Below are 24,690 nucleotides of genomic sequence, written 5' to 3' on the forward strand. Positions count from 1 at the left end.
CGGCCCTCCTGTAAGGAAAACGGGCCCGCGTCCCAAAGGAGTTCCCTCTCTACGGTAATCCTCCGATTACCGGCATGGCAGTCTTCAGCGGTACCGATTGATGGCGTGTCCGGATGTCAGGGAAGGGCGTCGGGCTCGGGCGCGTGCTCGACCCAGCCGGCGGAGGCCGGGCATCGTGGAGCGCGCTGCCCATGATCCACCGATCCCATGGCAACTGCCAGTAGCCCCACCCGTTGTGCCACTCCAGCTCGCGGGTGGTCCCGATGACGGTGACAGGGTCGCCCCGCAGCGACGTGTCGTAGAACCAGGCCGCCTGGTCGGGCCGGGCGTTGACGCAGCCGTGGCTGACGTTCAGCCGCCCCTGCGCCCAGACGTTGTTCTTGGCGTGGACGTACTCGCCGCTGTTGGAGATCCGCACCGCGTGGTCGATCAGCACGTCGTAGAAGCCTGGATCGCCCTTCTTCCTGCCCGGTGAGACCATCCTGACCGGGTTGCCCTTGTCCATGGTCAGGTGGACGCCGCTGGTCGTGGTGTACTCGCGGGTGGTGGCCTTGCCCGCGCTGATCGCCATCCGCTGCACGACCCTGCCGTCGCGCCGCACGACCATCTGGTGCCTGACGGTGTCGACGGTACTCACCTGCTCGCGCCCGATGGCGAAGGTGAGCGCGTGGTCGGCGGTGCCGTACACGCCGGGGGCGGATCTGACCCCGGCGAGGTGGGCGGTGAACGCGACCTGCTGCCTGGCCGGCCAGTAGTGCCTGGTCCGGTAGACGGCCTGGGTGTCGCTGAGCCACCGCCACGCTCCCTCGACCTGCTTGGTGGAGCGCACCTCCAGCGCGCGCTCGACGGCGGCCTTGTTCCTGACGGGGGTGTCGAAGGTGACGACGATGGGCGTGCCGACGCCGACGGTCTCGCCCGGCATCGGCGACACCGAGAGCACCCTGAACGTGCGCTCGGCCGGACGGGTGCGGAAGCGCCCCATGACCAGCGTGCCGGGACCGCCTGGCCCTGCCGCGGTGGCCGTCACGACGTGCTCGACACCTGGCGGGAGCGTCCAGGTCGAGCGCCACACCGTTCCCGTCGGGTCCAGCGTGCCGGGGACGGCCGTGCCGCCCGCGTGGACCGAGACGTCGCCGAGCCTGCCGCCGCGGACCTTGACGACCAGGCCCTTGTCGGGCCTGGCGTCGACGTCGTCGAAGGCGGGTGAGACGGCGATCACCGGTGCGGGGGGCTTCGGCCGGGTCGCCGTCACCGCGGTGCAGCCGCTGATCGGCAGCGCCAGGCCGCCGATCAGCAGGAGGGCGTGCCGCATCTCACTCCTTCACTCCGGGGCAAACCCCAGGAGTTTAGCGAGGAGTGAGCGGTCAGGCACGCGGGGTGACGATTCCCGACACCTCTCCCAAACTGATGTCGCCGGCCGTGGCGCGGATCGTGACGGTGTCGCCGTCCTCCAGGAACGTTCTGGCCTGCCCGTCGCCCAGCTTGAGTGGCTCCGTCCCGTTCCACGTGAGTTCGATGAACGAACCCCGTGTGTCGGGGCTCTCCCCGGAGATCGTGCCGCTGGCGAACAGGTCGCCCGTCCTGAGCGTCGCGCCGTTCACGGTCATGTGCGCCAGCATCTGGTCGGGCGTCCAGTACATGTTCCTGTACGGCGGACGCGAGACGATCTCGCCGTTCAGCTCGACCTCCAGCGCGATGTCCAGCCCCCAGTCACCCTCACGCGCCAGATACGGGAGCGGCGCGGGCTCCTGCGCCCGGCCTTCGATCCTGGGCAGCGCCTCCAGCGGGGTCACCCACGGCGAGATCGAGGTCGCGAACGACTTGCCGAGGAAGGGCCCGAGGGGCACGTACTCCCACGCCTGGATGTCGCGCGCGCTCCAGTCGTTGACCAGCGTCACCCCGAAGACGCGCTCCTCGAAGGAGCCCCCGTCGGGCGAGCCCACGACGAAGCCCAGCTCGGCCTCGATGTCCAGCTTCGCGGTCGGTCCGAACCTGCCGGCCCCGAGTTGCCCGTTCGGGCGGGCGACGGGGGTGCCCGACACGACGATGGTGCCCGCCCTCCCGTGGTAGCCGACGGGCAGGTGCCGCCAGTTCGGCTTCAACGGCTCGTCGTCGGGGCGGAACATCCTGCCGAGGTTCGAGGCGTGCTCGATCGAGCAGTAGAAGTCGACGTAGTCGGCGACCTCGAACGGCAGGTGCAGCGTCACCTGGTCGAGCGGGACCAGGTGGGGCTGGACGAGCGACCTGTCGGTCGACAGCTTGTTGACGATCAGCGCGCGCGTGTCACGCCATGCCCGGTGGCCGCGGGCCATGAAGGCGTTCAGCGAGCCGGTGGTGAACACCTCGTCGTGCAGGGCGGCGGCCAGGTCGAGGACGGCGTCGCCGTACCGCACGCCGACGCGGGGCGTCTGGCCGGCCCGCGAGAAGACCCCGTAGGGCAGGTTGTCGAGTCCCCAGCTCATCAGGCGTCCAATCCGAGGGTCTTCAGGTCGTCGACGGGTGCGGCCGTGCTGCATGAGCCGTAGCTGACCAGGAGTCTCCTGGCGGTCTGCGCCGTCTCGTCGGGTACGTCGTGCGCCTGCCGGACCAGCTCGCCGACGTCGGTGGAGGCGAGCACCCTCATGGGATCGCGCTTCTCGACGGCCGCGCACACGGCGAGGACGAGGTTGAGGAAGCCGTGCCTGTCGACGCCGAGCGAGGGGTCGAAGTGGCGCACGGCGTGGTGAAGCCCCGCGGTGGCCTTGAACGGCTGGTCGTGCTCGGCGCAGTACGTGATGAACTCGGCCAGCTCGGCGACCGAGGGAAAGGCGTCGGCGGTCATGCCGCCGCAGCGCACCTTGAGCCCCACCCCGTGCGGCACGTGCACGATCTTCCTGGGGTGGACCTCGACGAACAGCCTGACGTTCTCCGGCACCGGCCGCACCTCGCGGCTCTCGACGAAGTCCACCGGCAGGTCGGAGAAGTCGGGAAGGGTCTCGGTGTCGACGATCAGCCCGATCAGCCGCGGCTGCTGCGCCTGCCGGCGCAGGCCGTCGAGGCGGCTGGTCGGGCACAGGAAGCGGTGCGTCAGTACGGGGCTGCCCGCCTCCAGGTCGCGCTGGTGGCGGGCCACCGCCTCGTCCATGTGCAGGGAGGTCGGAGGGAACAGCCCGGCGTCGTCGACCAGCGCGGAGAAGAGCGTCGTCTTCAGCGGCGGGGTGCCGCACTCGAAGGCGCTCATCGGGCCCAGGTCCATGCGTAGCCGGGGTCCTCGCAGGACAGCGCGCCGTCGCCGAGGTCGAGCGGGCGGAAGGTGTCGACCATGACGGCCATCTCGCTGGTGTGGGTGGCCCCAGCGGCGATCACCGCCTCGACCGCGCCCGGCTGCGGGCCGTGGGTGAAGCCCGCGGGATGCAGGGAGATCGAGCCGACGTCGATCCCTGAGCCGGCCCTCGCGGAGTAGTCGCCGCCCACGTAGAACATGAACTCGTCGGAGTCGACGTTGTGGTGGTTGTAGGGGATCGGGACCGCTTCGGGGTGGAAGTCGAGCGGGCGGGGCATGAACGAGCAGACCACGAAGCCGGGCCCCTCGAAGGTCTGGTGGACCGGCGGTGGCGCGTGGGTCTTCTTCACCACGGGCTCGAAGTCCTCGATGTTGAAGGCGTAGGGATAGAGGTAGCCGTCCCATCCGACGACGTCGAAGGGGTGGTTGCGGTAGGTCAGCCTGGTGAGCCCGCCGCGCGTGCGCACCAGGACGGGGACCTCCTCGCCCTCCTCGATCAGCGGCTCCTGCGGCGTCCTGAGGTCGCGCTCGCAGTAGGGGGCGTGCTCAAGGAACTGGCCGTACTGCGACAGGTAGCGCTTCGGCGGCCTGATGTGCCCGGACGCCTCGATGACCAGCGCGTTCACCTGGCCCGACGGCACCCAGCGGTGGATCGTGCCGGTGGGGATCACCACGTAGTCGCCCTCGCCCGCCTCGATGGCGCCGTAGGTCGACTCGAAGCGGACGTCGCCCCGCTGGATGTAGACGCACTCGTCGCCCTTGGAGTTGCGGTAGAGCTCGCTGGGCCGGTCGGTGGTGACGTACGACAATCGGACGTCGTTGTTGGCCGACAGCAGGATCCGCCCGCTGACCAGGTCACCCGCGCTGGTCAGATCCTGGGTGCGGAAGTGGCGGGGCGAGAGCGGAAGGTTGGGCGACGCGATCGACGGCAGCGGCGGCTCCACCGCCTCGGCCTTGATGATCGCGGTCGGCAGGTAACGGTGGTACAGCAGTGACGAGTCGGAGGAGAAGCCCTCCTCGCCCATCAACTCCTCCGCGTACAGCCCGCCGTCAGGGCGCTTGAACTGCACGTGGCGCTTGCGCGGGACCTCGCCCACCTGGCGGTAGTACGGCATCGCAACTCCGTCCGTTAATCGGACAATAGTGTCCTCTATCCGTATTTACGGTCCTTTATCAGCGACGGGATGTCAACCGAGCGCGACAGTAAGCTCCTGGGCGGCCTCGACCACCCGGGGGCCGACCTCCTCGTCCAGCGGCCCGAACGTCACGACGCCCACCGACGCCTCCAGCCACGGCAGTCCCGTGACAGGTGCGGCGACGCCGCGCGCGCCCTCCTGCAACTGCCCCTCCGTGACGAGATAACCGGAATCACCCGCGCGCATCGCCAGAATCGCCTGCCCCGCGGCGCCCTTGCTGAGTGGATGCCGCGCGCCCTCCCTGTAGGCGACGTGCATGTTCGTCCACGAGGGCTCCACCACGGCCACGGCCAGACCGTCGTCGCCCTCGGCCACCGTGAGATGCGCCGTCGCGCCGACCTGCTCGGCCAGCCGGCGCAGCGTCGGCAGCGCCGCCGCCCTCAGCAGTGGCTGCACGGCCTGGGCCAGCACCAGCACGCCGTACCCGAGGTGGGCCTTGCCCTCGCGGTCACGCCGGACGAACCCCTCGTTCTGCAACGAGGTCAGCAACCGGTAGACCACAGGGCGGCTCAGCGAGAGCTGCGTGGCCAGCTCGGTCGGCGTGCGCCCGCCGTGGCCGTCGGCGAGCAGCCTGAGCAGATGGAGCCCACGCTCAAGCGTCTGGGCGGATTCAGCCATGCCCTGATTATGTCCGTGTGCGCGGAGTGTGACGCTGAGCTGCGGAAGGGTAGGTAATCCGTCATGCAGTTGAAATGGCTCGCTCTCGCGGCCGTCACGGCCGTGCTCGCGGCCATTCCACTGCTTCCGTCCATGGGCACGCAGCCCGTCTCCATGGTCCGCGACACTCCCGTGATCCAGAACCACAGCCACCCGAACCTGCTCGTCGAGAACGTCTTCCACCTCACCGAGGGGGTCGACGTCGACGAGCGGCTGCTGACGACCGCCAACGTCTACTACTTCGAACGCGCCGCCGTCGCCCCCGGCGTCGGCGTCTCCGAGCTCGGCTTCCTGTACGGCAAGCCGACGCGGCCCGGCACCTACAACGCCATGATCTCGATGTGCAAGGGCGGGACCTGCACACGCGAGCCGATCACGATCATCGTGCACAAGAGGGCGTCGTGGTCGCCCAGCCAGCTCACCTTCCCCGGCCGTGTCGGCGTGATGATCGACGGCGAGATCGAGATCGAGGGCGCCCCCCGAGGCGTGCTGCCCACCTTCACCGTGATCGACCCGCGCCAGCTCCCCCCTGGCATCACGATCGGCCCCGACGGGCATGTGGGCGGCGTGCCGACCCGGCCCGGCGTGTTCGCCGTCCCGGTGCGGATCTGCGTGGCGAGCGACTGCTCCGGCGTGGTCGTCCGCCTCATGATCGCCTAGCGGGCCTGCTGGTTGTCACGCTGGTAACAAGACCGGAAGCGGAATGTGCAGGCGTTTGGCAAGAATCGCACGCCTTTCTGCCGTAATTTGCTAGGTCCCTGTCAGCGGCGAGGGGACTTTCGGCATGGACGTTCTGATCGGCCGGATCGCGCGATGGACGCGGGAGATCCCCGACGCGCCCGCCTACACCTTCGTCGACTACCTGGGCGACGGGCAGGAGCACACGCTGACCTGGCGGCAGGTCGATCTCAAGGCCAGGGCGCTGGCCGTGAGACTGCGCGAGGTCTGCGCCCCCGGCGACAGAGCCGCCATCCTCGCGCCGCAGAGCCTGGAGTACGTGGTGGCGATGCTCGGCGCCATGTACGCCCGAGTGGTGGCCGTGCCGCTGTTCTCGCCCGAACTGCCGGGCCACGCCGAACGGCTCGCCCTCGCCTATGCCGACGCCGATCCCGTGGTCGTGCTGACGACCAGCGCCGCCATGTCCGGACTCCCGCCCGCCAAGGCCGTCATCGCCGTCGACACCGTCTCCGACCTGCTCGCCGACGAGTGGGAGGACGAGCCGATCGGCCCCGACGACCTCGCCTACCTGCAGTACACCTCGGGTTCGACCAGGGCGCCCGCCGGGGTGGAGATCTCGCACGGTAACGTCAGCGCCAACGCCGCCCAGCTCTGGGAGGCCTTCGACGCCAGGCCCCGCACCTCGGTCGCCGCCCTGTGGCTGCCGCTCTTCCACGACATGGGGCTGATCGCGATCATCGCGTGCCCGATCGTCGGCGGGAACCGGGCGGTGTTCATGGACCCCGTGGCCTTCGTCATGAAGCCCACGCGGTGGATGCGGCTGCTGTCAGGGCACGACGACGTCTACACCGGCGGCCCGAACTTCGCCTTCGAGTACACGGCCGCACGAGCCACCGACCCCGCCGACCTCGAAGGGCTCGACCTGTCAGGGGTGCGGGTCATGCTCAACGGGGCCGAGCCCGTCCGGCCCTCGACCATCTCCAGGTTCGCCTCCGTCTTCGGCCCCTACGGCCTTCGTCCCGAAGCGCACACGCCCGGCTACGGCCTGGCCGAGGCGACGGTCTTCGTCGCCGCGGGCTCGATCCACGAGCCGCCTCTGGTCACCGGCTTCGACAGGAACGCCCTGGAGGAAGGGCAGGCCGTGCCGTACGGCGGGCAGGGGTTCGCCAGCACGCTCGTCTCCTGCGGCAGGCCGACCGGGCAGCAGGTTCGCATCGACTCCGCCGGCGACGGGCAGGTGGGGGAGATCCAGGTACGCGGGCCGAACGTGGCCCGCGCCTACTGGCGCGACCCCACGCGCACCGCGGAGGTCTTCGCCGACGGATGGCTGCGCACAGGCGACCTCGGCGTGATCCACGAGGGAGAGCTCTACATCACCGGGCGGATCAAGGATCTGGTGATCGTCGACGGGCGCAACCACTACCCGCAGGACATCGAGGCGACCGCGCAGGAGGCCTCCGACGGGGTGCGCAGGGGACACGTGGCCGCGTTCGCCGTGCCGGGGGCAGAGACGGAACGGCTCGTCGTCGTGGCCGAGCGGTCACGACTGGAGCGCGACCAGGAGAGCGTGATCAGCGCGGTCCGCGCCGCGATCTCGCGCGACCACGAGGTGGCGGCGGAGGTCGTGCTGGTGGCGGCGGGCGCCGTGCCGCGCACCTCCAGCGGGAAGATCGCCCGGCGGGCCTGCCGGCAGGCCTATCTGGAGGGCGTGCTTGTTTGAGTCGCTGGGCCGGTTCGTCCACCGCGGCCGCTGGACGCTCCTCGTCCTGAGCGTGGCCGCCGCGGTACTCGTCGCGCCCTTCGGCCTGGAGGTGTTCGGGCGGATGGCGGACGGAGGATTCGAGGACCCCGCGGCCGAGTCGACCACGTCGGCGACCTGGAACGACGACTGGTACAGCGGCGACTCGCCCGACGTGGTGGTGCTCTACACACATCCCACGGTGTCGGCCCGCGACAGGAGGTACAAGAAGGCCGTCCACGACTCGCTGCGCCGCCTGCCGGCCATCCACGTGCGGCGGATGACGACGTACTGGACCACCCACTCGGCCAAGATGATCTCGCGCGACTCGCGCTCGACCTACGCGCTGATCACCCTCAAGGGCGACAAGCAGCGGGCCTACGCCGCCATCGAGCGGCGGCTGCGAACCGTCGAAGGTCTCACCGTCAAGATCGGCGGAGCCGTGCCGCTGCTCGACGACCTCAACACGCAGACGGGCGCCGACCTGGCCAGGGCCGAGGCGATCTCCATGCCGGTCCTGCTGGTGCTGCTCGTGCTGGTCTTCGGCAGCCTGGTCGCCGCCGGACTGCCGCTCCTGGTCGGGCTGCTGTCGGTGCTCGGCGCGCTGGTCCTGCTGCGGCTGCTGACCGAGGTCACCGAGGTGTCGGTGTTCTCGCTGAACGTCGTCACCATGCTCGGACTCGGCCTTGCGATCGACTACTCCCTGTTCGTCCTCAGCGCGTTCCGCGAGGAGATCAGACGAGGGGCGTCCACCGAGGCGGCCGTCGTGGCGACCATGGCCACGGCCGGCAGGACGGTGGCCTTCTCGGGGCTGACGGTGGCGACCGCGCTGCTCGGACTGCTGCTGTTCCCGCAGATGTTCCTGCGCTCGATCGGGCTCGGCGCCGCCGCCGTCGTGCTCGTCGCGATGGCGGCCGCGCTCGTGGTGCTGCCCGCCGTCCTCGGGATCCTCGGCCCGCGGGTGGACGCGCTGCGCCTGACCCCCTCCTTCGGCGGGCCGAGGAACGGCGGGGCGTGGCACGCCGTCGCCTCCAGCGTGATGCGCACACCGCTGCTCTACCTCGTCGGGGTCACCGCGGTTCTGATCTCGCTCGCGCTGCCGTTCGTCGACGTGCAGTTCGGCAACGTCGACCACAGGGTGCTGCCCGCGCGGGTCGAGAGCCGCCAGGTCGCGGAGGCGATCGACACCTCCTTCGCCAAGAACTCCATGGCCGCGATCGACGTGCACGTGCTGGTCGAACGCGACTTCCAAGAGAACGACCCGCTCCTGCCCGGACCGCTCGGCCAGGGCCACACAGTGGTCAGCCCCGTCACCCCTGTCCTGCCCACGGACGTCAAACCCTTCACCGACCGCCTGCGCCGCCTTCCCGGAGTCACGGGCGTCGACGTCACCGGCTTCTCCCAGACCAACGGCGCCGTACGGCTGGCCGTCCGCTACGAGGGCGACCCGATGTCGCCCTCGGCGCGTTCGCTGGTCACGCTCATCAGAGCGATGGCGCCCGAGCCCAACGTCAGGTCGGTGGTCGTCGGCGGGCCCACCGCCGCGCAGATGGACCTGATCGCCAGCCTCACCGCGACCCTGCCGTGGATGGTGCTCGTCGTGTGCGGGGCGACCTTCGTCCTGCTGTTCGCGGCGTTCGGATCGCTGCTGCTGCCGCTCAAGGCGCTGCTGATGAACGTCCTGTCGATCGGCGCCTCCTTCGGCGTGATCGTGTGGGCGTTCCAGTACGGGAACCTGGCCACCTTCCTCGGGTTCACGCCCACCGGCACCATCGAGGCGACGGTCACGGTGCTGATCCTCGCGGTGGTGTTCGGGCTGTCGATGGACTACGAGCTGTTCCTGCTGTCCCGGGTACGGGCCGAGTGGCTGCGGACGGGCGACAACACTGCCGCCGTGGCGGCCGGGCTGCAGAAGACCGGTGGGATCATCACCAGCGCCGCGCTGCTGCTGCTGGTGGTCATCGGGGCGTTCTCGACGGCGGGGATCACGATCGTGAAGCTTCTCGGGGTCGGGATGTTCGTGGCGATCGTGGTCGACGCCACGCTGGTACGCGCCCTGCTGGTGCCCGCGACGATGCGGCTGATGGGGTCGGCGAACTGGTGGCTGCCCGGCCCCTTACGCGGCCTTCACCGCCGGATCGAGCTACGCGAGCACGCCGCCGGCGATCCCGCCAAGGCCCCTCCCACCCGGTCCGCGTCTCCGGCCCTGTCCGCGTCTCCCACCCGGTCCGCGTCTCCGGCCCTGTCCGCGTCTCCCACCCGGTCCGCGTCTCCGGCCCTGTCCGCGTCTTCCGCCCGGTCTGTGTCCCGCGTCCCGTCCGAGCCTGTGCCCGCGCCCCACCCCGTGACAGCCCCGGCCCCTGCGCCCGCGCCGCCTCCCGTGACGGCGCCGCGTTCCACGGCCGCCCTCCCGATGCCGCCCGCGCCCGCATCCCTGCCCGCGCCCGCTCCGCTTGCCGCGCCCGCCCCTTCTCCTGCGTCCAACCCTCTTTCTGCGCCCGCCCCCGCTCCGCTTGTCGAGCCTGCCTCCTCTCCTGCGCCCGCCTCCCTGCCCGTGCCCACGCCCGCTCCGCTTGCCGCGCCCGCCCCTCCTCCTGCGTCCGCCCCCTTCGCCGCGCCTGCCGCTCTTCCCGTGTCCGAACCCGCGCCCGCCGTCGTGTCCAGGGAGCGGGTGGAGGCGGCGGCGAGCACCCGGCGGGTCGTCAGGCCCAACCTCGACGGACCAGGCTGGCAGTGGGCCGACGAGGACGAGCGCCGTCCCGCGCCCGCCGTCCGTCTCCCGGCCGGTCCCGCGCCCGTCCGCCCGCTCGACACCGACCCGGGCCCCGTGCTCGACCGCGGCCCGCTCTTCGGGGCGGACACCGACCCCGTCCGACCGGCCTTCGCCACCCCTCACCCGGCGCCCGCCGAGCCGGTCAACGGGAGGGCCGAGCCGGTCAACGGGAGGAGCGTGCGACGCAGGCGGGGGCTCAACCCGTATCCCGGCACCACCGCTCCTCGCAGGCCCCGCAGGGAACCGTCCCGGGAGCAGTCGTCCCGGGAACAGCTGGCCAGCGAACAGCTGGCCCGGGAACAACCGGCCCGGGAGCAGTCGTCCTGGGAGCAGTCGGTCCGGGAACAGGGGTCCCAGGGACAGCCGGCCCGGGAGCAGCCGGCCCGGGGACAGGAGGCGCGGGAACAGGGCGGGGCCGCCCCCGAGCCCCGGCTGACCTGGGTGAAGGTCAGGCCACGGACCAGGGTCGTCAGGGCCGACCCCGACGGCCCCGGGTGGAGCTGGCAGGAGGTGGACGGATGACCCAGCTCGCCCTCCACGGGGCCAGGAGCGCCAGGACGTGGCCGCTCTTCGTGGTGGTGGCGCTCGCCGGGTTCGTGACGACGCTGGACAACACGGTCGTCACCGTCGCGCTCCCCACCATCAGGGCGGATCTCGGCGCCGGGCTCGCGGCTCTGGAGTGGGTGGCGACCGGCTACATCATGACCTTCGCGGGCCTCATGCTCGCCGGCGGTCGCCTCGCCGACGTGTACGGGCGCAGGAGGGTCCTCGTGGCGGGCCTGGTGACGTTCACGGGAGCGTCGCTGGGCGCCGGGCTGGCGACCACGGTCCAGCTGCTGGTCGCCGCGAGGCTCGTCCAAGGGGTGGGCGCGGCGCTGATCCTGCCCGCGACGCTCGCCGTCCTCGCGGGGAAGGACGAGCGGCAGCGGTCGGCGGGTGTGGCCGTGTGGATGGCGTCGGGTGCCGGAGCGCTGGCGCTCGGGCCGGTGGTCGGCGGGTACCTGAGCCAGCACGCGCACTGGACGTGGGTGTTCCTGATCAACGTGCCCGTCGGGGCGGCGGTGATCGCGCTGGCCCTCGCCGTCGTCCCCGAGGGCAGGGAGAGGGGCGCGGCGCGCTGATCCACGGCTCCGAGTACGGCTGGACGTCGCCGGTGATCGTCGCGGCGGGGGTGGCGTGCGCGGTGGGGGCGGTGGCGTTCGTCGTGGTCGAGCGGCGGGCGGCCGAGCCCATGGTGGACCTGGCGCTGTTCACGGCCCGGTCCTTCACCGGCGGTGTGGTCGCCCAGGTGTTGTGGGGCCTCGGCGTGAACGGCGTCTTCTTCTACACGGCGATCTTCCTGCAGGGGGTGCTGGGCTTCTCGCCGACCGCCTCGGGTGTGGCGTTCGTGCCGCTCGCCGTCCTGGTCGTGGCGGTGACGCCGCTGGTGCCGCTGGTGGAGCGGCGGATGGGAGCGGGCAGGACCGCCGCGGCGGGGCTGGTGCTCGTGGCGGCGGGGATGGGGTCGGTCGCCTTCCTCGGGCCCGGCGACGGGTGGGGCGAGTTGCTGCCCGCCGTGTGCGCGATCGGGGTCGGGTCCGCGCTGACGATGCCGCTCGGCTCGGCGGTCCTGGGAGCGGTCCCCGAGACGCGGGCGGGGGTCGCGGGCGGCGTCTTCACCGTGGGCAGGGAGATCTCAGGGCTGTTCGGGATCGCGGCGATCGGGGTGATCGTGCAGAGCGCGGGGACGTTCGCCTCGGGCTACTCGGCGGGGTTGCTGGTGGCGGCGGCGCTGGTCCTGGTGGGGGCAGCCGTGAGCGTGGCGGCGCTGCGGTGAAGGTCGCGATCCTGGTGGGGGCGGCTGTGAGCGTGGCGGCGCTGTGGTGAAGGTCGCGGTCCTGGTGGGGGTGGCTGTGCGTGTGGCGGCGCTGCGGTGAAGGTCGCGATCCTGGCGTTCGGCTCGCGGGGCGACACCCAGCCGTGCGTCGCGCTGGGCCGCGGGGTGCGAGCGCGCGGCCACGACGTCACGGTCGTCGCCGCTCCGCGCTACGCGCCGCTGATGGACGGGCTCGCCCTCGCGCCGCTCAGCGTGGACCCCGTCGCCGTGCTCGACTCGGACGAGGGCCAGGCGTGGCTGCGCAGCGGCCCCCTCGGGTTCGTCTCCGGATTCAGGCGGGTCGTCGAACCGCTCGCCGAGAAGCTGGTGGTCGAGGTCGACGCGGCCGCCCGCGACGCCGACCTGGTCCTCGCCCCTGCGCTCGGCGGCATGGGCGCGCACCTCTCGGAGCGGTACGGCATGCCGTACCTGCTGATGCACTTCCAGCCCAGCCATCCCACGGCCGCCTTCCCCAATCCGCTCGTGCCCGCGCGCACTCTCGGCGGATGGGGCAACAGGGTCAGTTACGCGGTGATCGAGAGGCTGAGCTCGCTCGTCCTGGGCCGGATGGTCGACAGGCTGCGGCGCTCGGTTTTCGGGCTCGGCCCCGCACGCCGGGGGCGCGAGGCGCCCGTGCTGTGCGCGGTGAGCCCGCTGGTCGTGCCCAGGCCGCGGGACTGGCCCGCGAGGGTCCACCTCACCGGCTACTGGCGGCTGCCGCCTGGGCCGCTGCCGGATGAGATCACGGCCTTCGTCGAGGAGGGGCCGCGGCCGGTGTTCGTCGGGTTCGGCAGCATGCGCCCGCCCGAGGGGCTGGCCACGCGGGTCCTCCAGGCGCTCAGGCTGGCGGGGGTGCGGGCCGTGGTCCAGGGGCTGGACGTGGAGCGTTCGGCGAACGTCCTGCCGGTCGAGGAGGTCGATCATGGCGCGCTCTTCCCGCTCGTGTCCGCCGTCGTCCATCATGGCGGGGCGGGCACCACGGCGACCGGCCTCACGGCGGGTGTGCCGAACATCGTCTGCCCGTTCTTCGCCGACCAGCACTTCTGGGGTGCGCGCGTCGCCGCGCTCGGGGCGGGCCCCGCGCCGCTGCCGGTCAGACGCCTCACCGCCGAGGCGCTGGCGGCGAGGGTGCTGCGTGCCGTACCGAATCCTCGACTGGCCGCTCGACTGCGGGTGGAAGACGGAGTGCGACAAGCAGTGGATCTCTTACAACTGTCCGGATAGTGTGCTACTTGCCCACCTTTGATCCCCCCGCGAAGTAGGCGACATGCGTTTCCGGAAGATCTTCGTCATCGGCCTGGCGCTTTCGCTGCTGGGCATCGGCGTCCCTGCCTGGTCGGACAACGACCCCAGGAGCTGCAACGACCTGATGTCGAGCGACACCCCCGCGTACGTCGTCTGCAGGTGGATGGCGACGCCGGAGGAGGCCGCCGACATCGCCAGGTTCTGGCTGGACAACGACGGCGAGAACATGCGGAACACCGTGCCCGTCGACAGCCCGACGATCGACTGCACCGAGGAGGGCAACAGCTGCCCCGAAGTGCCCGACGACAGCACCTCCGGCGATGTGGGCGACCCCGACCCCGCAGGGGAGAACGACGGCGGCGGCACGCCCGAGTGCGAAGGCGGGGCGAAGGACTGCTACGTCGACCCCTCCGAGCTGTCGGCGGCCGCGGTGAAGACCGCCGCCGAGACCGCCGAAGGACAGGCGGTCAAGGCCGCGACCGCGGCGGGGCTGCGGGTCTGGATCGACACCGACCTGGCCGACGACTGGAAGGCGGGCAAGCTCGCGGAGGCCGTGAAGCGGGTGGGTGCGCTGGCGCTGCAGCAGGGCGTCACGGGCATCAGGTTCAGCTCCCAGCTCGGCTACAACCAGACGTTCACCTCCGCCGAGGAGATCGACAGGTTCGTGACCGAGGCGGCGGCAGCCCTGCGTGACGCGGTCCCGGGCAGGAAGCTGGCCCTGCACACGGTCGTGCCGGTGCTGGGCTGCGGGGCGAACGAGGCGTGCAAGACCGAGATCGGCAAGAAGTACCCGCTGCTCGACCCCGAGCGCGTCGGCGCGTGGCTGTCCAAGGGCCTGGTCGACCAGCTCTCCCTCGACAACGGCCACCTGGCCACCGAGTACGCCGCCTGGAAGATCGACGCCGCCGCCGCCCAGCGCAACCAGTGGATCCAGGTCAGGGCCCGCGCGTGGGACGCCTACGCCACGATCGGCGCCGAGGACGCGGTCTTCACCGCGCCCGGTTCCTCGAAGCTGACCGCCGACCAGGCGCTGAAGACGATCACCGAGCGGGTGGCGACGCCGCTGCAGTCCGACGCGGCCGAGACCGTGACGCTGTGGACGCGCTGGCAGGACGCCAAGGGCGCGGTCAACAGGGTGCTCGGCGAGAAGCTGGCAGGCAACGCCACCTGGGAGCAGCTCGCCAGGCTCAGCGAGGTCAAGCCGCGCCTGGCCACGCTCTACAACCCCGCGACGCCCGAGGTGGACGTGGCGACCGACCTGAAGAAGTACGCCGAGGTGTTCGGCCAGGTCTACCTGGCCGCCGCCTAATTTTGGAGTCCACTCCAAATTTGGCATAGACTCCATCGTGTGAGCCTGCGCGAACGCAAGAAGCTGGAGACCAAGCGCCACATCGCCGAGGTGGCGCTCCGGCTCTTCGTCGAGCGCGGATTCGACCAGGTCACGATCGCCGAAGTGGCCGCGGCGGCCGACGTGTCGGTCAACACCGTCTACAACTACTTCAAGGTCAAAGAGGATCTGGTCATCCCGCCCGTCTCCAAGGACAGGCTCGCCGCCATCGTGCGCGGGCGGCCGGCGGGATCGTCGGCGGCCGGCGCCATCCTCGCCACGCTGCGCGACGAGCTGCGCCGCCGCGACAGGAGCATCGGGCTGACCGAGGGGTTCGGCCGCTTCGTGGAGATGGCGCGTGCCGCGCCGACCCTGAGCGCGAGGCTGGCGGGCCTGGCCGAGCAGATGGTCGACGAGCTGGCCCGCGTCCTGGCGGAGGAGGGCGGCGCCGAGCCTGGCGACCCGACGCCGTCGCTGGTCGCCGAGCAGCTCGGCTGGGTTCACGCCCACGTCCTGCGCGAGATCGGCAGGCGCACCGCCGAGGGGCAGGACCCCTCCGCCATCGCCACGGCGACGCTGGAGCGGCTCGACACCATCGAGAGCCTGCTCGGCGCCCGGGTACTCACCTACGCGACGAGAGATTCGGCATGGACACCTACCGAGTGATCATCAGGGCCAGGTTCGACGGCCTCACCGACGTGCAGCACGAGATGCTGCGCTCCCGGGTCGACGCCTGCGAGATCGGCTTCAGCGAGCGCGGCTCGCTCGCCTACGACGAGTCGGTGAGCTGGTTCACCTTCCGCTTCCAGACCGAGGCGGACGACGACACCGAGGCCCAGATCGCCGCCCTCGACGCGCTCTCCTACCCGTTCAAGAACGAGACGATCGGCGTCACGAACCTGACAGAGATCAGTAGCCGCGCCCTGCGGCGCCGCGGCTGAGCAGGTCGAAGGCGGTGTCGGCGGCCTCGGCCGCCTCCGGGAAGACCTCGTCGGCCGTACGGCCGGCCGCGACGGCCGCGACGTTGTCGTGGGCGAGCACGTCGACGACCGCGATCACCTGGGCGGCCACCAGGCGCGGCGCGGGGCCGCCGAGCGCGCCGGCCAGCGAGGCCGCGTCGGCCGCACGATACTCCGCCAGGCGGGCGGACAGACTCGGCGTGCCGAACACCAGCCGGTAGAAGGCGAGCACCTCGGGCACGTCGCAGAGCCCGGTGACGGGATCGCGCGCCCGCAGCCCCTCCCGGAAGTGCCGGTGCAGGGCGGCCAGCGGCGTCTCACCCGGATCCCGGGCGGCGACCACCCTGGCGTGCTCGCCCTGATGGTCGGCGAAGCGGTGCAGGACCAGGTCCTCCTTGGAGGTGAAGTACCTGAACAGCGTCGGCTTCGACACCTCCGCCGCCGCCGCGATGTCGGCGACCGCCACCTGGTCGAAACCCTCGGCGAGGAACATCGCGATCGCGGTCTCGGACAGCAGCTGCCGCGTTCGCTCCTTCTTGCGGTCGCGCAGGTTCATGGATCAAGTGTCACTGCTGCAGCGTCCAGTTCACGACGCCGAGCGGCAGCGGGGCCGGCTGCACGGCGTCGGGCGGTGTGATCGGCGGCAGCGGGGTGTCGTACTCCCACTCGCGCTCGTCCCTCATCGTCGCCACCGTGGGGTCGCCGCCGCCCTTCAGGCCGAGCGCGCGCAGGGCCATCGGGAAGGAGTTCTTGAACTCCCTGTTCCAGTACGGCCAGGTGTGGGTGCCGTTGCCGTACATGTTCATGGTGTGCTTGATGCCGAGCGCGTCCAGCCGCCTGCTCAGCGCCTTGGCCGTGTACGCGGAGATGGGCTCGCCCAGGTGGGCGGGGTGCCACGGTGAGCCGGGCGGGTCCAGCGGGCCGGCGAAGCTGTTGGTGCCGCTCGACATGTAGATGGCCGTGCCCTTGAGGTTGGGGGCGAGCACGACCGGGTCGTTGGCCGCCCAGACGTCCTTGTTCCTCGTCGGGTCGCCCCACAGCGCGTTCGGGTCCTGGCCCTCGCTGAGCTGGGCGTTCTGGATGATCTGCGGGATGCCGGGCAGCTCCGTCGCCATGATGCCGCTGAACGCGCCGACGAACCCGAACATGCCGGGATTCTGCGCGGCGTACTTCACCGCCCCGTAGGCGCCCATCGACAGGCCCGCGATCGCCCTGCGCGTGCCGGCGCGGTAGCCGATCTCCAGGAGCCGCCGCACCTCCTGCGTGTGGAATCGCGCCCAGGCGGGGCTACCGCCGCGACCGCCGTTGTACCAGTCGGAGTAGTTGCCGGCTCTGCCCGCCTCCGGCATGACGATGATCGCGTCGACGTTCTCGGTGAAGGAGACGACATCGGTCATGCGGGTCCAGGCGGTGTAGTTGTCGGCGCCGCCGTGCAGGAGGTAGAGGACGGGCCAGGTGCGCTTGGCGGATGCGGACCAGCCGTGGGGGAGGAGCAGACGGACGGGAGTCATCCGGCCCACGGACGGCGAGGAGATGAGGACGTCCATCATGCGCGGGCCGAGCCGGCGCTCCCTGACCACCCTCGCCGGGCCCTTCAGCGCCGGCTGACCCGGCGCGTAGCGGGGGTCGCCGGCGTCCTTCGGGCCGGTCTCCCGCTGGTCCGGCTGTTGGGCCGGTTGCCGGGCGGGCGGCCGGGCGGGCAGGGTCGGCTGCGGCTGGGGAGCCTTGGTCGGCCGCCCGTTCGGGTCGTCGAGGAAGGGGTTGTCGCCGGTGTCCCCCTGCGGCGGCACCTCGCCCGGCTGACCGGGCACATCGGCCTGGCCCTGCCTGGCCGGTCGCTCGGTCTTGGCGGGCTCCGCCTTCCTGGGCTCGCCGTCGCCCTCCGGCACCAGCGACCAGTTCGGATCAGCAGCCGCGGGACCGGCCGCCGCGCCCATGACCAGCACCGACGCCAGTGCCACCGCCAGCAAGCCCCTGGATCGCATGATGCCCGTCACCGTCCTCAGCCGTCCTCAGCGTGCAGGCGAGGCTAGGGCCTGGCGGCGCGTGACAGCTATCACCGGAGGCAACGAAAAGGCGCTGCGGCTTGCGCTCTCCGGACAATTATCACCGGCGTGACAAAACGAACCGGAGGAATGTTCCGCTACGGGCTGCTCTCGAACGGTTCGTATGGGTAGGTTGGCCGATCACCCCCGGCAGCATGGGAGCGCCCATGGACGTACTCGGTGACGGCGAGATCCGCCGCTTCCTCACGGAACGGATCTCCTCCCGGTGTGCCACGGACGACGTGGACCCCGACCGGCCGCTGGAGGAGTACGGACTGTCCTCCAGGGACGCGATGGGGATCGCGGGGGAGCTGGCCGAGCTGGTCGGGCGGGAGCTGCCGCCGACCCTGGTGTGGGAACACCCGACGATCAACCGGCTCGCCGCCGCCCTCTCCTCACCCGGCCCGCTTTCCGACCTGGCGGACGATCGTGCACCCGAGCCGCACCCGACGGGCGGCCGTCCGTCCGGCCCCCGCCCCCACCCGGTCGAGGGCCGTTCGTCCCACCCGCACCACCACTCGGTCGAGGGCCGCTCGTCCGGCGCGTACCACCTGGTCGAGGGCCGCTCGTCCGACGGGTACCACCTGGTCGAGGGCCGCTCGCACGAGGCACGTCCCCATCCGGTCCAAGGCCGTGCGCCCGAGCCGATCGCGGTGGTCGGGGTCGGGTGCCGCCTGCCGGGCGCCGAAGGGCCCGAGGCGTTCTGGGATCTCCTCGTCCACGGCCGCGACGCCGTACGGACGGTGCCCGAAGGCAGGTGGGAACGGTTCGACGACGGCACGGCCCGCACCGCGGAAGCCCTGCGCCGCACGACCAGGCACGGCGGCTTCCTCGACGACATCGAGGGATTCGACGCCGAGTTCTTCGGCATCCCGCCGGGCGAGGCCGCCACGATGGACCCCCAGCAGCGCCTCCTCCTCGAAACGGCGTGGGACGCGTTCGAGCACGGCGGTATCGCCCCTCGCTCGTTACGCGGCAGCCGTACCGCCTGCTTCGTCGGCATCTCCGGCAACGAGTACGCCCACCTCACCACCGCCGACCCCGCCTCCGTGGAGGCCTGGACCGCCACGGGCGCCGCCTTCAGCATCGCCGCGAACCGGCTGTCGTACCTGCTGGACCTGCGCGGACCCTCGATGGCCGTCGACACCGCGTGCTCGTCGTCCCTCGTCGCCATCCATCTGGCGGTGAACAGCCTCCGGGCGGGTGAGAGCGACCTCGCTCTGGCGGCGGGCGTGAACCTGCTGCTGTCCCCGGTCGTCACCATGGCCTTCGACCAGGCGGGCGGCACCGCGCCGGACGGCAGGTGCAAGGCGTTCGACGCGTCCGCCGACGGGATGGTGAGGGCCGAGGGCTGCGGCGCCGTCGTGCTCAAGCGCCTGTCCGCCGCCCTCCGCGACAACGACAGGGTCCTCGCGGCGGTCACCGCGTCCGCCGTCAACCAGGACGGCCGCTCGAACGGGCTCGTCGCCCCCAACCCCGACGCCCAGCGGGACCTGCTCCGCGGCGTCTACGCCGATCTCGACAGGGGCCCCGACCACATCGAGGCCCACGGCACCGGCACCTTCCTCGGCGACCCGATCGAGGCCCGCGCCATCGCCGCCGCGCTCCCCTGCCCCGTCCTGATCGGCTCGGTGAAGACCAACCTCGGCCACCTGGAGGCCGCGGCGGGGGTGACGGGCTTCATCAAGTCGGTGCTGTCGCTCCACCACGGCCTCATCCCGCCCAGCCTGCACGTCCACACGCCGAACCCGCACGTCCCCTGGGAATCCCTCACGCTGGTCACCGAACCGACCCCGTGGCCCCGTCCCGACGCCCGGGCGGGGGTGTCGTCGTTCGGCTTCGGCGGCACCAACGCGCACATCGTCCTGGACGCCCACCACGAGCCCGCGGCCCCGGCCCGCGCGACCGGCACGCCGCGCGCCCGAGTGCTCGGCGAGAGCACCCGGGCGACCGGGACGCGGCCGGCCCGGGTGCTCAGCGAGGGAAGCCGCACGACCGGCACGCCACCGGCCCGGGTTCTCGTGCTGAGCGACACCTCGGCCGACCGGGTCAGGGAGCAGGCCGCCGACCTGGCCGCCTGGCTCACCACCCACCGGGACCCGCCCGGCGGTTCCCCGGACAGCGGCGCCTGGCTGGGGGACGTCGCGTACACGCTGGCGAGGCGGGCGGGCAGGGGCAGGGTGGGCGCGGCGGTCGTGGGGAGGACCGCCGACGAGCTGGTCCGCGCGCTCGCGACCGTCGAACCAGGGCCCGCGGGCGGCAAGGGCCCGGTGTGGGTCTTCAGCGGGTACGGCGCGCAGTGGCCGGGCATGGTGCGCGACCTCTACGCCGCCGAGCCCGTCTTCAGGGAGGCCGTCGACGAGCTGGCGCCGCTGCTCAAGGCGGAGGGCGGCATCGACCCGCACGACAGAGAGGCGAGCTGCGTCGCCCACCTGCAACCGATGATCTTCGCCGTGCAGATCGCCCTCAGCAGGCTGTGGACCGCCTACGGGATCCAGCCCGCGGCCGTCATCGGGCACTCCATGGGCGAGGTCGCCGCCGCGGTCGTCGCCGGCGGGCTCGGGCTGCACGACGGGGTCAGGGTGATCTGCAGGAGGGCGCGGCTGCTGGGCTCGCTGGGCGGAGGCGGGTCGATGGCGGTGCTGGAGGTCGCCGCCGAGGAGGTGCCGGCGGGACTTCACGTCGCCGTGCACTCCTCGCCGGCGCAGACCGTGGTCACGGGCGACGCTGACGGCGTGGCGCGGTTCGCGGCGGAGGTGGGGGCGAGCGGGCGGTACGCGCGGGTGCTGACGGCGGAGGGCGCGGGGCACTCGCCCCAGGTCAGGCCCCTGCAGCCGTTGCTGAGGGCCGAGCTGGAGCCGATCAACCCCCGCAAGCCCTCGATCCCGTTCTACTCGACGGTGCTCGACGATCCGCGGGAGACGCCGACGTTCGACCCCGCCTACTGGGCGGCGGGGATCAGGCGTCCCGTACGGCTCATGCAGGCGGTGCGAGCCGCGGCGGAGGACGGGCACACGGTCTTCACCGAGATCGGGCCGCATCCCGTGCTGGCCGCGCCGCTCAGGGACAGCCTCCCGCGGAGCGTGCTGGTGACCCATTCGATCGCCAGGCCCCCTTCCTCCGGCGCGGGGCCCGCTCCCGATGGGCAGGGCGAGGGCGGGACCGGCGAGCGGGGTCCTGGGGTGAAGGGGTTCGAGGAGCAGGTCGCCAGGGTGGCGGCCGCCGTGCCGCCGCGCCTGGACGGCCGGGTGGTGGACGTGCCGCGGCCGCGTTGGCGGAGGGAGCGGCACTGGGTGGCCGAGCGGCCGCGTACCGCGGGCGGGCACCCGGTGCTGGGCGCGCACGTGGAGACTCCCGCGGGTCACAGCTGGTCCACCGTGCTCGACGACCTGTCCGAGGCGCCGTGGCACCTGGACGAGGCGACCTGGCACAGGCAGGGCGTCGCCGTGCTGCCGGTGGAGGCGGTCGCGCGGCTGGCGCTGGCGGCGTCTGGCGGGGACGTCGTCGAGGACGTCGCGCTGTACGCGCTGCTGCCGTTGCCGGCACGGGTCACCGTCACGCGCGTGGGCGGGCGCGTCGAGGTGCACGCGAAGGACGCGGCGGGCGTGTGGAAGATGTACGGCTCGGCGGGCGAAGGCGGCTCTGCCGACGCGCGGGAAAGAATCGGGCTTTTCCGTGTAGACGGGTCTTGTGAGGGAATCGAGACGCGAGAGATCCAGGAGGCGGGCGTTCCGGTACGGCTGGCGGACAAGCTCGTCGAACGGCTCTGGACACCGGCCCCGCTGGCGGACGACCAGGTGGCGCCGGCCCGCGAATGGCTCATCCTGGCCGATGAGGGGGATCCGCGGGCCGGCCGCCTGGCCTCGTTCCTGCCCGCGGGGCCGGAGGGCGACCCGCTCCTGCTCGTGCCCGTGAACCCCGACCCGGCGAGCGTCCTGCTGGATCTGGCGCGGATGGCCGGCGGCGGCAGGCGGCTGAGGATCGTCACCGAGCGGGCGCAGGCCGTCGTCGCGGGCGAGCCCGGCGAGCCGGCGGCCGCCTCGCTGCGTGGCGTGATCAGGGTGCTGGCCCTGGAACATCCCGAGCTCCGGGCCAGCCTGATCGACGTCGACGACCTTTCGGCGCTCGCGCGGGAGCTGGCCTGCGACTCCGATGACGACGAGGTGGCCTGGCGCGGCGGCGTCCGCTACGCCGCCCGGCTTCGCCGCGCCGAGCTCCCCGAACCCGCCCGCCGTCGTGGCGTCCCTGCCGTGGTGCGCGAGGGCGGCGGCTACCTGATCACCGGAGGCTACGGCACGCTCGGACTCCTGGTCGCCCGCTGGCTGGCCGAGAGAGGAGCGGGGAGGGTCGTGGTGAACGGCCGTTCGGGGCCGTCGGCCGAGGCCGCCGCGCACCTCGCCGGGCTCCCGGCCGTCGAGGTGGTCACGGGGGATCTGGCCGCGGAGGGTACGGCCGCGCGGCTGGTGGCGGCGGCGACCGAGGGCGGGCTGCGGCTGTGCGGGGTCGTCCACGCGGCGGGAGCGCTGGACGACAGCCTGGTCGCGGACCTGACGCGAGCCTCGATCGAACGGGTGTGGGCGGCCAAGGCGACGGGCGGGCGGCGGCTGGACGAGGCGACGCGGGGCCACGACCTCGACTGGTGGGTGGCGTTCTCGTCGGCCGCGTCGCTGCTGGGCTCGCCGGGGCAGGCCGCCTACGCGATGGCGAACGCGTATCTGGACGCGCTGTGCGATCTCCGCAGGGCGGAGGGCGCGCCGGCGGTGTCGATCGCGTGGGGAACGTGGGCGGGGGCGAACCCGCTGCCCGCCGTCGTGCCGCTCACGCCGGAGGAGGGGATCGAGGCGCTGGAGGCTCTGCTGCGAAGAGGGCTGTCGGCGGGCGTGGTCAGGCTCGACCCTGCGATGGCGACGGCGGTGTTCCCAGGGGTGGGGCGCATGCCGTACTTCTCCATGGTGGTGGAGGGCGCGGGGGCGCGGCGGCCCGACCTGGGGGAGCTGGCGCCCGAGGAGGCGCTGCGGGTGATCGGCGCGCGGGTGCGGGAGCGGGTGGCGGGCGTGCTCGGGCTCGACGCCCGATGGCTGGAGGAGCCCGGGGATGCGCCGGGCGGCACGGTGCTGACGGATCTGGGGCTGGACTCGCTGGCGACGACGCGGTTGCGCGGCTCGTTCGAGCACGACTTCGGGGTGGCACTGCCCGCGGGGCTGCTGCTCAGAGGCGGCACTCTCGACGGGGTCGTGCGGGCGCTGGCGGCCGAACTGGGCGTCGAGAGGGCCGAGCCGGTCGAGGTGGGGCCGAGAGACGCGGCCGAACGGCTGGTCGTCAGAGTGGCGGGGGAGGTGGTCGGGCGGGTACTCGGAGTGAACGAGGCGGTCCCGGCCGAGGTCCTGCCCGCCCTGGAGCGCGAGGTGGGGCGCAGGGTGGCCGGCGTGACCGTGGCCGAGGTCGCCGACGGGGTGCGGGACCTGGACGAGAAGGAGGCAGGGCGGGGGATCGTCAGGCCGCTGACGGCCGGGCTCGCCCCGTCCGGCGCGCACCGCGGGCCGTTGTTCCTCGCGCACCCCGCGGGCGGGACGACGGGCGTCTATCTCAGGCTCGCGTCCCTTCTCGGCACGCCGGTGTTCGGGCTGGAACGGGTGGAGGGGGCGGACGGCATCCCCGAGCGGGCCGCCGCCTACGCCGAGGCCATCGCCGGCACCTGTCCCGCCCCCTACCGGATCGGCGGCTGGTCGTTCGGCGGGATCATGGCCTTCGAGATCGCCAGGCTGCTCGGCGACGCCGTCGAGCTGGTCGCGATGATCGACTCAGGGCTTCCCGACCGGCTCGACCCCGCCGCGCTCACCCGCGTCCACGCCCGGAGGTACGCCGACTTCTCCCAGTACCTCCGCGACACCTACGGCGCCGCCATCTCCCTGACCTACGACGAGCTGGCGGAGCTCGGCGAGAGCGAACAGCTGGCCCTCACCGAGGCGCGCATCGAGGAGTCGGGCGTCCTGACCGGACTGAGCCCCGCCATCCTGCGCCACCAGCGCACCTCCCACCAGGACACCCTGGCCATCGAGCGCTACCAGTGCGGGCCGTACCAGGGAAGGGTCGTCCTCTACCGCTCCACCGAGCCGACCCCGTGGGCCGTGGAGGACGTCCGCTACGCGCACACCGACGATCCCGCCCGAGGCTTCGCGCCGTTCGCGAAGAACCTGGAGATCGTCCCCGTGCACGGGTCGCACCATCTCAACCTGCTCGACCCCCCACATGTAGAGATCGTCGCCGCACACCTGAGAGGTCTCCTTTGACATTCTCCCCCTCGTCAACGAGGGGGATTCCCACGGTCACCCGTGAGGGTTCCTGCTTCACGGCCAGTTGCCCGCCCGAGAGGACTCTCGTTGAGGTCTTACACCAGCTCCACAGGCGTTTCAGCTCTCCGCCAGCCCGGCGGCGAGCGCATTCTTGGCGGCATTGACGTCACGGTCGTGGTGTGCGCCACAGGCGCACACCCAGTCGCGGACGTTCAGCGGCATCCTGGCCTGCAGCGCTCCGCACGCGGAACACAGCTTGGAGGAGGGGAACCAGCGGTCGACCACCACCAGCTCACGCCCGTACCAGATGGCCTTGTACTCCAGCATGGAGCGCAGTTCCCGCCAGGACGCGTCCGAGATGGCGCGCGCCAGCGAATGGTTGCGGACCATGTTGCGGACGGTCAGATCCTCCACGGCGATCACTTGGTTCTCGCGAACAAGCCGGTCACGGCGTTCATGCTTCGGGTTGACGATCTTCTCGCCGGTGGAGAGCGTCACCAGGGCGGTGATGCCCGCGTCCACGCCCACGTTCGTGCCGACCGGCGACTGCGCCACACCCCACATGCTACTGCCACCATCAGGCGAGAATCGTGCGTTTGTTCGATATGGCGGTCCGCCTGGCGGCGAATCGCCCGCCCCTGTCCCGCTCCGCAGGGGTCCGA

At 72.0% G+C, this 24,690-nt stretch carries 17 protein-coding genes and 1 pseudogene; 10 read left to right on the plus strand and 8 right to left on the minus strand.

Features of this window, described 5'->3' with window-relative positions:
- Positions 1–49: 49 nt before the first annotated feature.
- The 5 genes from AC3EO4_RS22005 to AC3EO4_RS22025 all read right to left on the minus strand — a co-directional run bounded on the left by AC3EO4_RS22005 (position 50) and on the right by AC3EO4_RS22025 (position 5,076).
- Complete coding sequence (locus AC3EO4_RS22005; protein WP_431897432.1) at positions 50–1,312, minus strand: L,D-transpeptidase; 1,263 nt, start codon at positions 1,310–1,312, stop codon at positions 50–52.
- A gap of 52 nt (positions 1,313–1,364) precedes the next feature.
- A complete protein-coding gene (fahA, locus tag AC3EO4_RS22010; protein WP_431897434.1) occupies positions 1,365–2,462 on the minus strand; it encodes a fumarylacetoacetase in 1,098 nt (365 codons plus the stop codon).
- Positions 2,462–3,220, minus strand: coding sequence for a hypothetical protein (locus AC3EO4_RS22015; protein ID WP_379581296.1), 759 nt, complete (start codon positions 3,218–3,220; stop codon positions 2,462–2,464). The genes fahA and AC3EO4_RS22015 overlap by 1 nt, the downstream gene beginning before the upstream one ends.
- Positions 3,217–4,377, minus strand: coding sequence for a homogentisate 1,2-dioxygenase (locus tag AC3EO4_RS22020; RefSeq protein WP_431897435.1), 1,161 nt, complete (start codon positions 4,375–4,377; stop codon positions 3,217–3,219). The genes AC3EO4_RS22015 and AC3EO4_RS22020 overlap by 4 nt, the downstream gene beginning before the upstream one ends.
- Positions 4,378–4,449: 72 nt before the next feature.
- Positions 4,450–5,076 (minus strand): IclR family transcriptional regulator, encoded by a 627-nt coding sequence (locus AC3EO4_RS22025; protein ID WP_379581298.1) that lies wholly within the window; start codon positions 5,074–5,076, stop codon positions 4,450–4,452.
- A gap of 63 nt (positions 5,077–5,139) precedes the next feature.
- On the opposite strand from AC3EO4_RS22025, the gene AC3EO4_RS22030 reads away from it, so the two are divergent.
- The 9 genes from AC3EO4_RS22030 to AC3EO4_RS22070 all read left to right on the plus strand — a co-directional run bounded on the left by AC3EO4_RS22030 (position 5,140) and on the right by AC3EO4_RS22070 (position 15,672).
- Entirely contained in the window at positions 5,140–5,775 is a 636-nt protein-coding gene (locus AC3EO4_RS22030; protein ID WP_431897437.1) for a hypothetical protein, read from the plus strand.
- A gap of 124 nt (positions 5,776–5,899) precedes the next feature.
- Complete coding sequence (locus AC3EO4_RS22035; RefSeq protein ID WP_431897438.1) at positions 5,900–7,513, plus strand: fatty acyl-AMP ligase; 1,614 nt, start codon at positions 5,900–5,902, stop codon at positions 7,511–7,513.
- Positions 7,506–10,826 (plus strand): MMPL family transporter, encoded by a 3,321-nt coding sequence (locus AC3EO4_RS22040; RefSeq protein WP_431897440.1) that lies wholly within the window; start codon positions 7,506–7,508, stop codon positions 10,824–10,826. The genes AC3EO4_RS22035 and AC3EO4_RS22040 overlap by 8 nt, the downstream gene beginning before the upstream one ends.
- Positions 10,823–11,425 carry an MFS transporter gene (locus AC3EO4_RS22045; protein ID WP_431897441.1) on the plus strand — a complete coding sequence of 201 codons (603 nt, stop codon included), beginning with the start codon at positions 10,823–10,825 and terminating at the stop codon, positions 11,423–11,425. Before AC3EO4_RS22040 ends, AC3EO4_RS22045 begins: the two co-directional genes overlap by 4 nt.
- A gap of 32 nt (positions 11,426–11,457) precedes the next feature.
- A complete protein-coding gene (locus AC3EO4_RS22050; RefSeq protein ID WP_431897442.1) occupies positions 11,458–12,120 on the plus strand; it encodes an MFS transporter in 663 nt (220 codons plus the stop codon).
- Positions 12,121–12,216: 96 nt separating this feature from the next.
- Complete coding sequence (locus AC3EO4_RS22055; RefSeq protein WP_431897444.1) at positions 12,217–13,383, plus strand: glycosyltransferase; 1,167 nt, start codon at positions 12,217–12,219, stop codon at positions 13,381–13,383.
- A gap of 43 nt (positions 13,384–13,426) precedes the next feature.
- Complete coding sequence (locus AC3EO4_RS22060; RefSeq protein ID WP_379581304.1) at positions 13,427–14,713, plus strand: hypothetical protein; 1,287 nt, start codon at positions 13,427–13,429, stop codon at positions 14,711–14,713.
- Positions 14,714–14,752: 39 nt separating this feature from the next.
- Complete coding sequence (locus AC3EO4_RS22065; RefSeq protein ID WP_431897445.1) at positions 14,753–15,397, plus strand: TetR/AcrR family transcriptional regulator; 645 nt, start codon at positions 14,753–14,755, stop codon at positions 15,395–15,397.
- Complete coding sequence (locus AC3EO4_RS22070) at positions 15,379–15,672, plus strand: DUF6204 family protein (protein WP_431897447.1); 294 nt, start codon at positions 15,379–15,381, stop codon at positions 15,670–15,672. Before AC3EO4_RS22065 ends, AC3EO4_RS22070 begins: the two co-directional genes overlap by 19 nt.
- Here the strand turns inward: AC3EO4_RS22070 and AC3EO4_RS22075 are convergent.
- Together AC3EO4_RS22075 and AC3EO4_RS22080 are read right to left on the minus strand one after the other, a co-directional pair.
- Positions 15,641–16,246 (minus strand): TetR family transcriptional regulator, encoded by a 606-nt coding sequence (locus AC3EO4_RS22075; RefSeq protein WP_431897449.1) that lies wholly within the window; start codon positions 16,244–16,246, stop codon positions 15,641–15,643. The genes AC3EO4_RS22070 and AC3EO4_RS22075 overlap by 32 nt on opposite strands.
- A gap of 10 nt (positions 16,247–16,256) precedes the next feature.
- Positions 16,257–17,675: an alpha/beta hydrolase gene (locus AC3EO4_RS22080; RefSeq protein ID WP_431897451.1), complete on the minus strand. Its 1,419-nt coding sequence runs from the start codon at positions 17,673–17,675 to the stop codon at positions 16,257–16,259.
- A 227-nt stretch (positions 17,676–17,902) separates the two neighbouring features.
- On the opposite strand from AC3EO4_RS22080, the gene AC3EO4_RS22085 reads away from it, so the two are divergent.
- Positions 17,903–24,025, plus strand: coding sequence for an SDR family NAD(P)-dependent oxidoreductase (locus tag AC3EO4_RS22085; protein WP_431897453.1), 6,123 nt, complete (start codon positions 17,903–17,905; stop codon positions 24,023–24,025).
- A gap of 126 nt (positions 24,026–24,151) precedes the next feature.
- On the opposite strand, the pseudogene AC3EO4_RS22090 reads toward AC3EO4_RS22085, so the two are convergent.
- Positions 24,152–24,562: pseudogene (locus AC3EO4_RS22090) on the minus strand (RNA-guided endonuclease TnpB family protein); the annotation flags it as partial.
- Positions 24,563–24,690: the final 128 nt, after the last annotated feature.

The sequence above is a fragment of the Nonomuraea sp. bgisy101 genome (genome assembly GCF_057708945.1).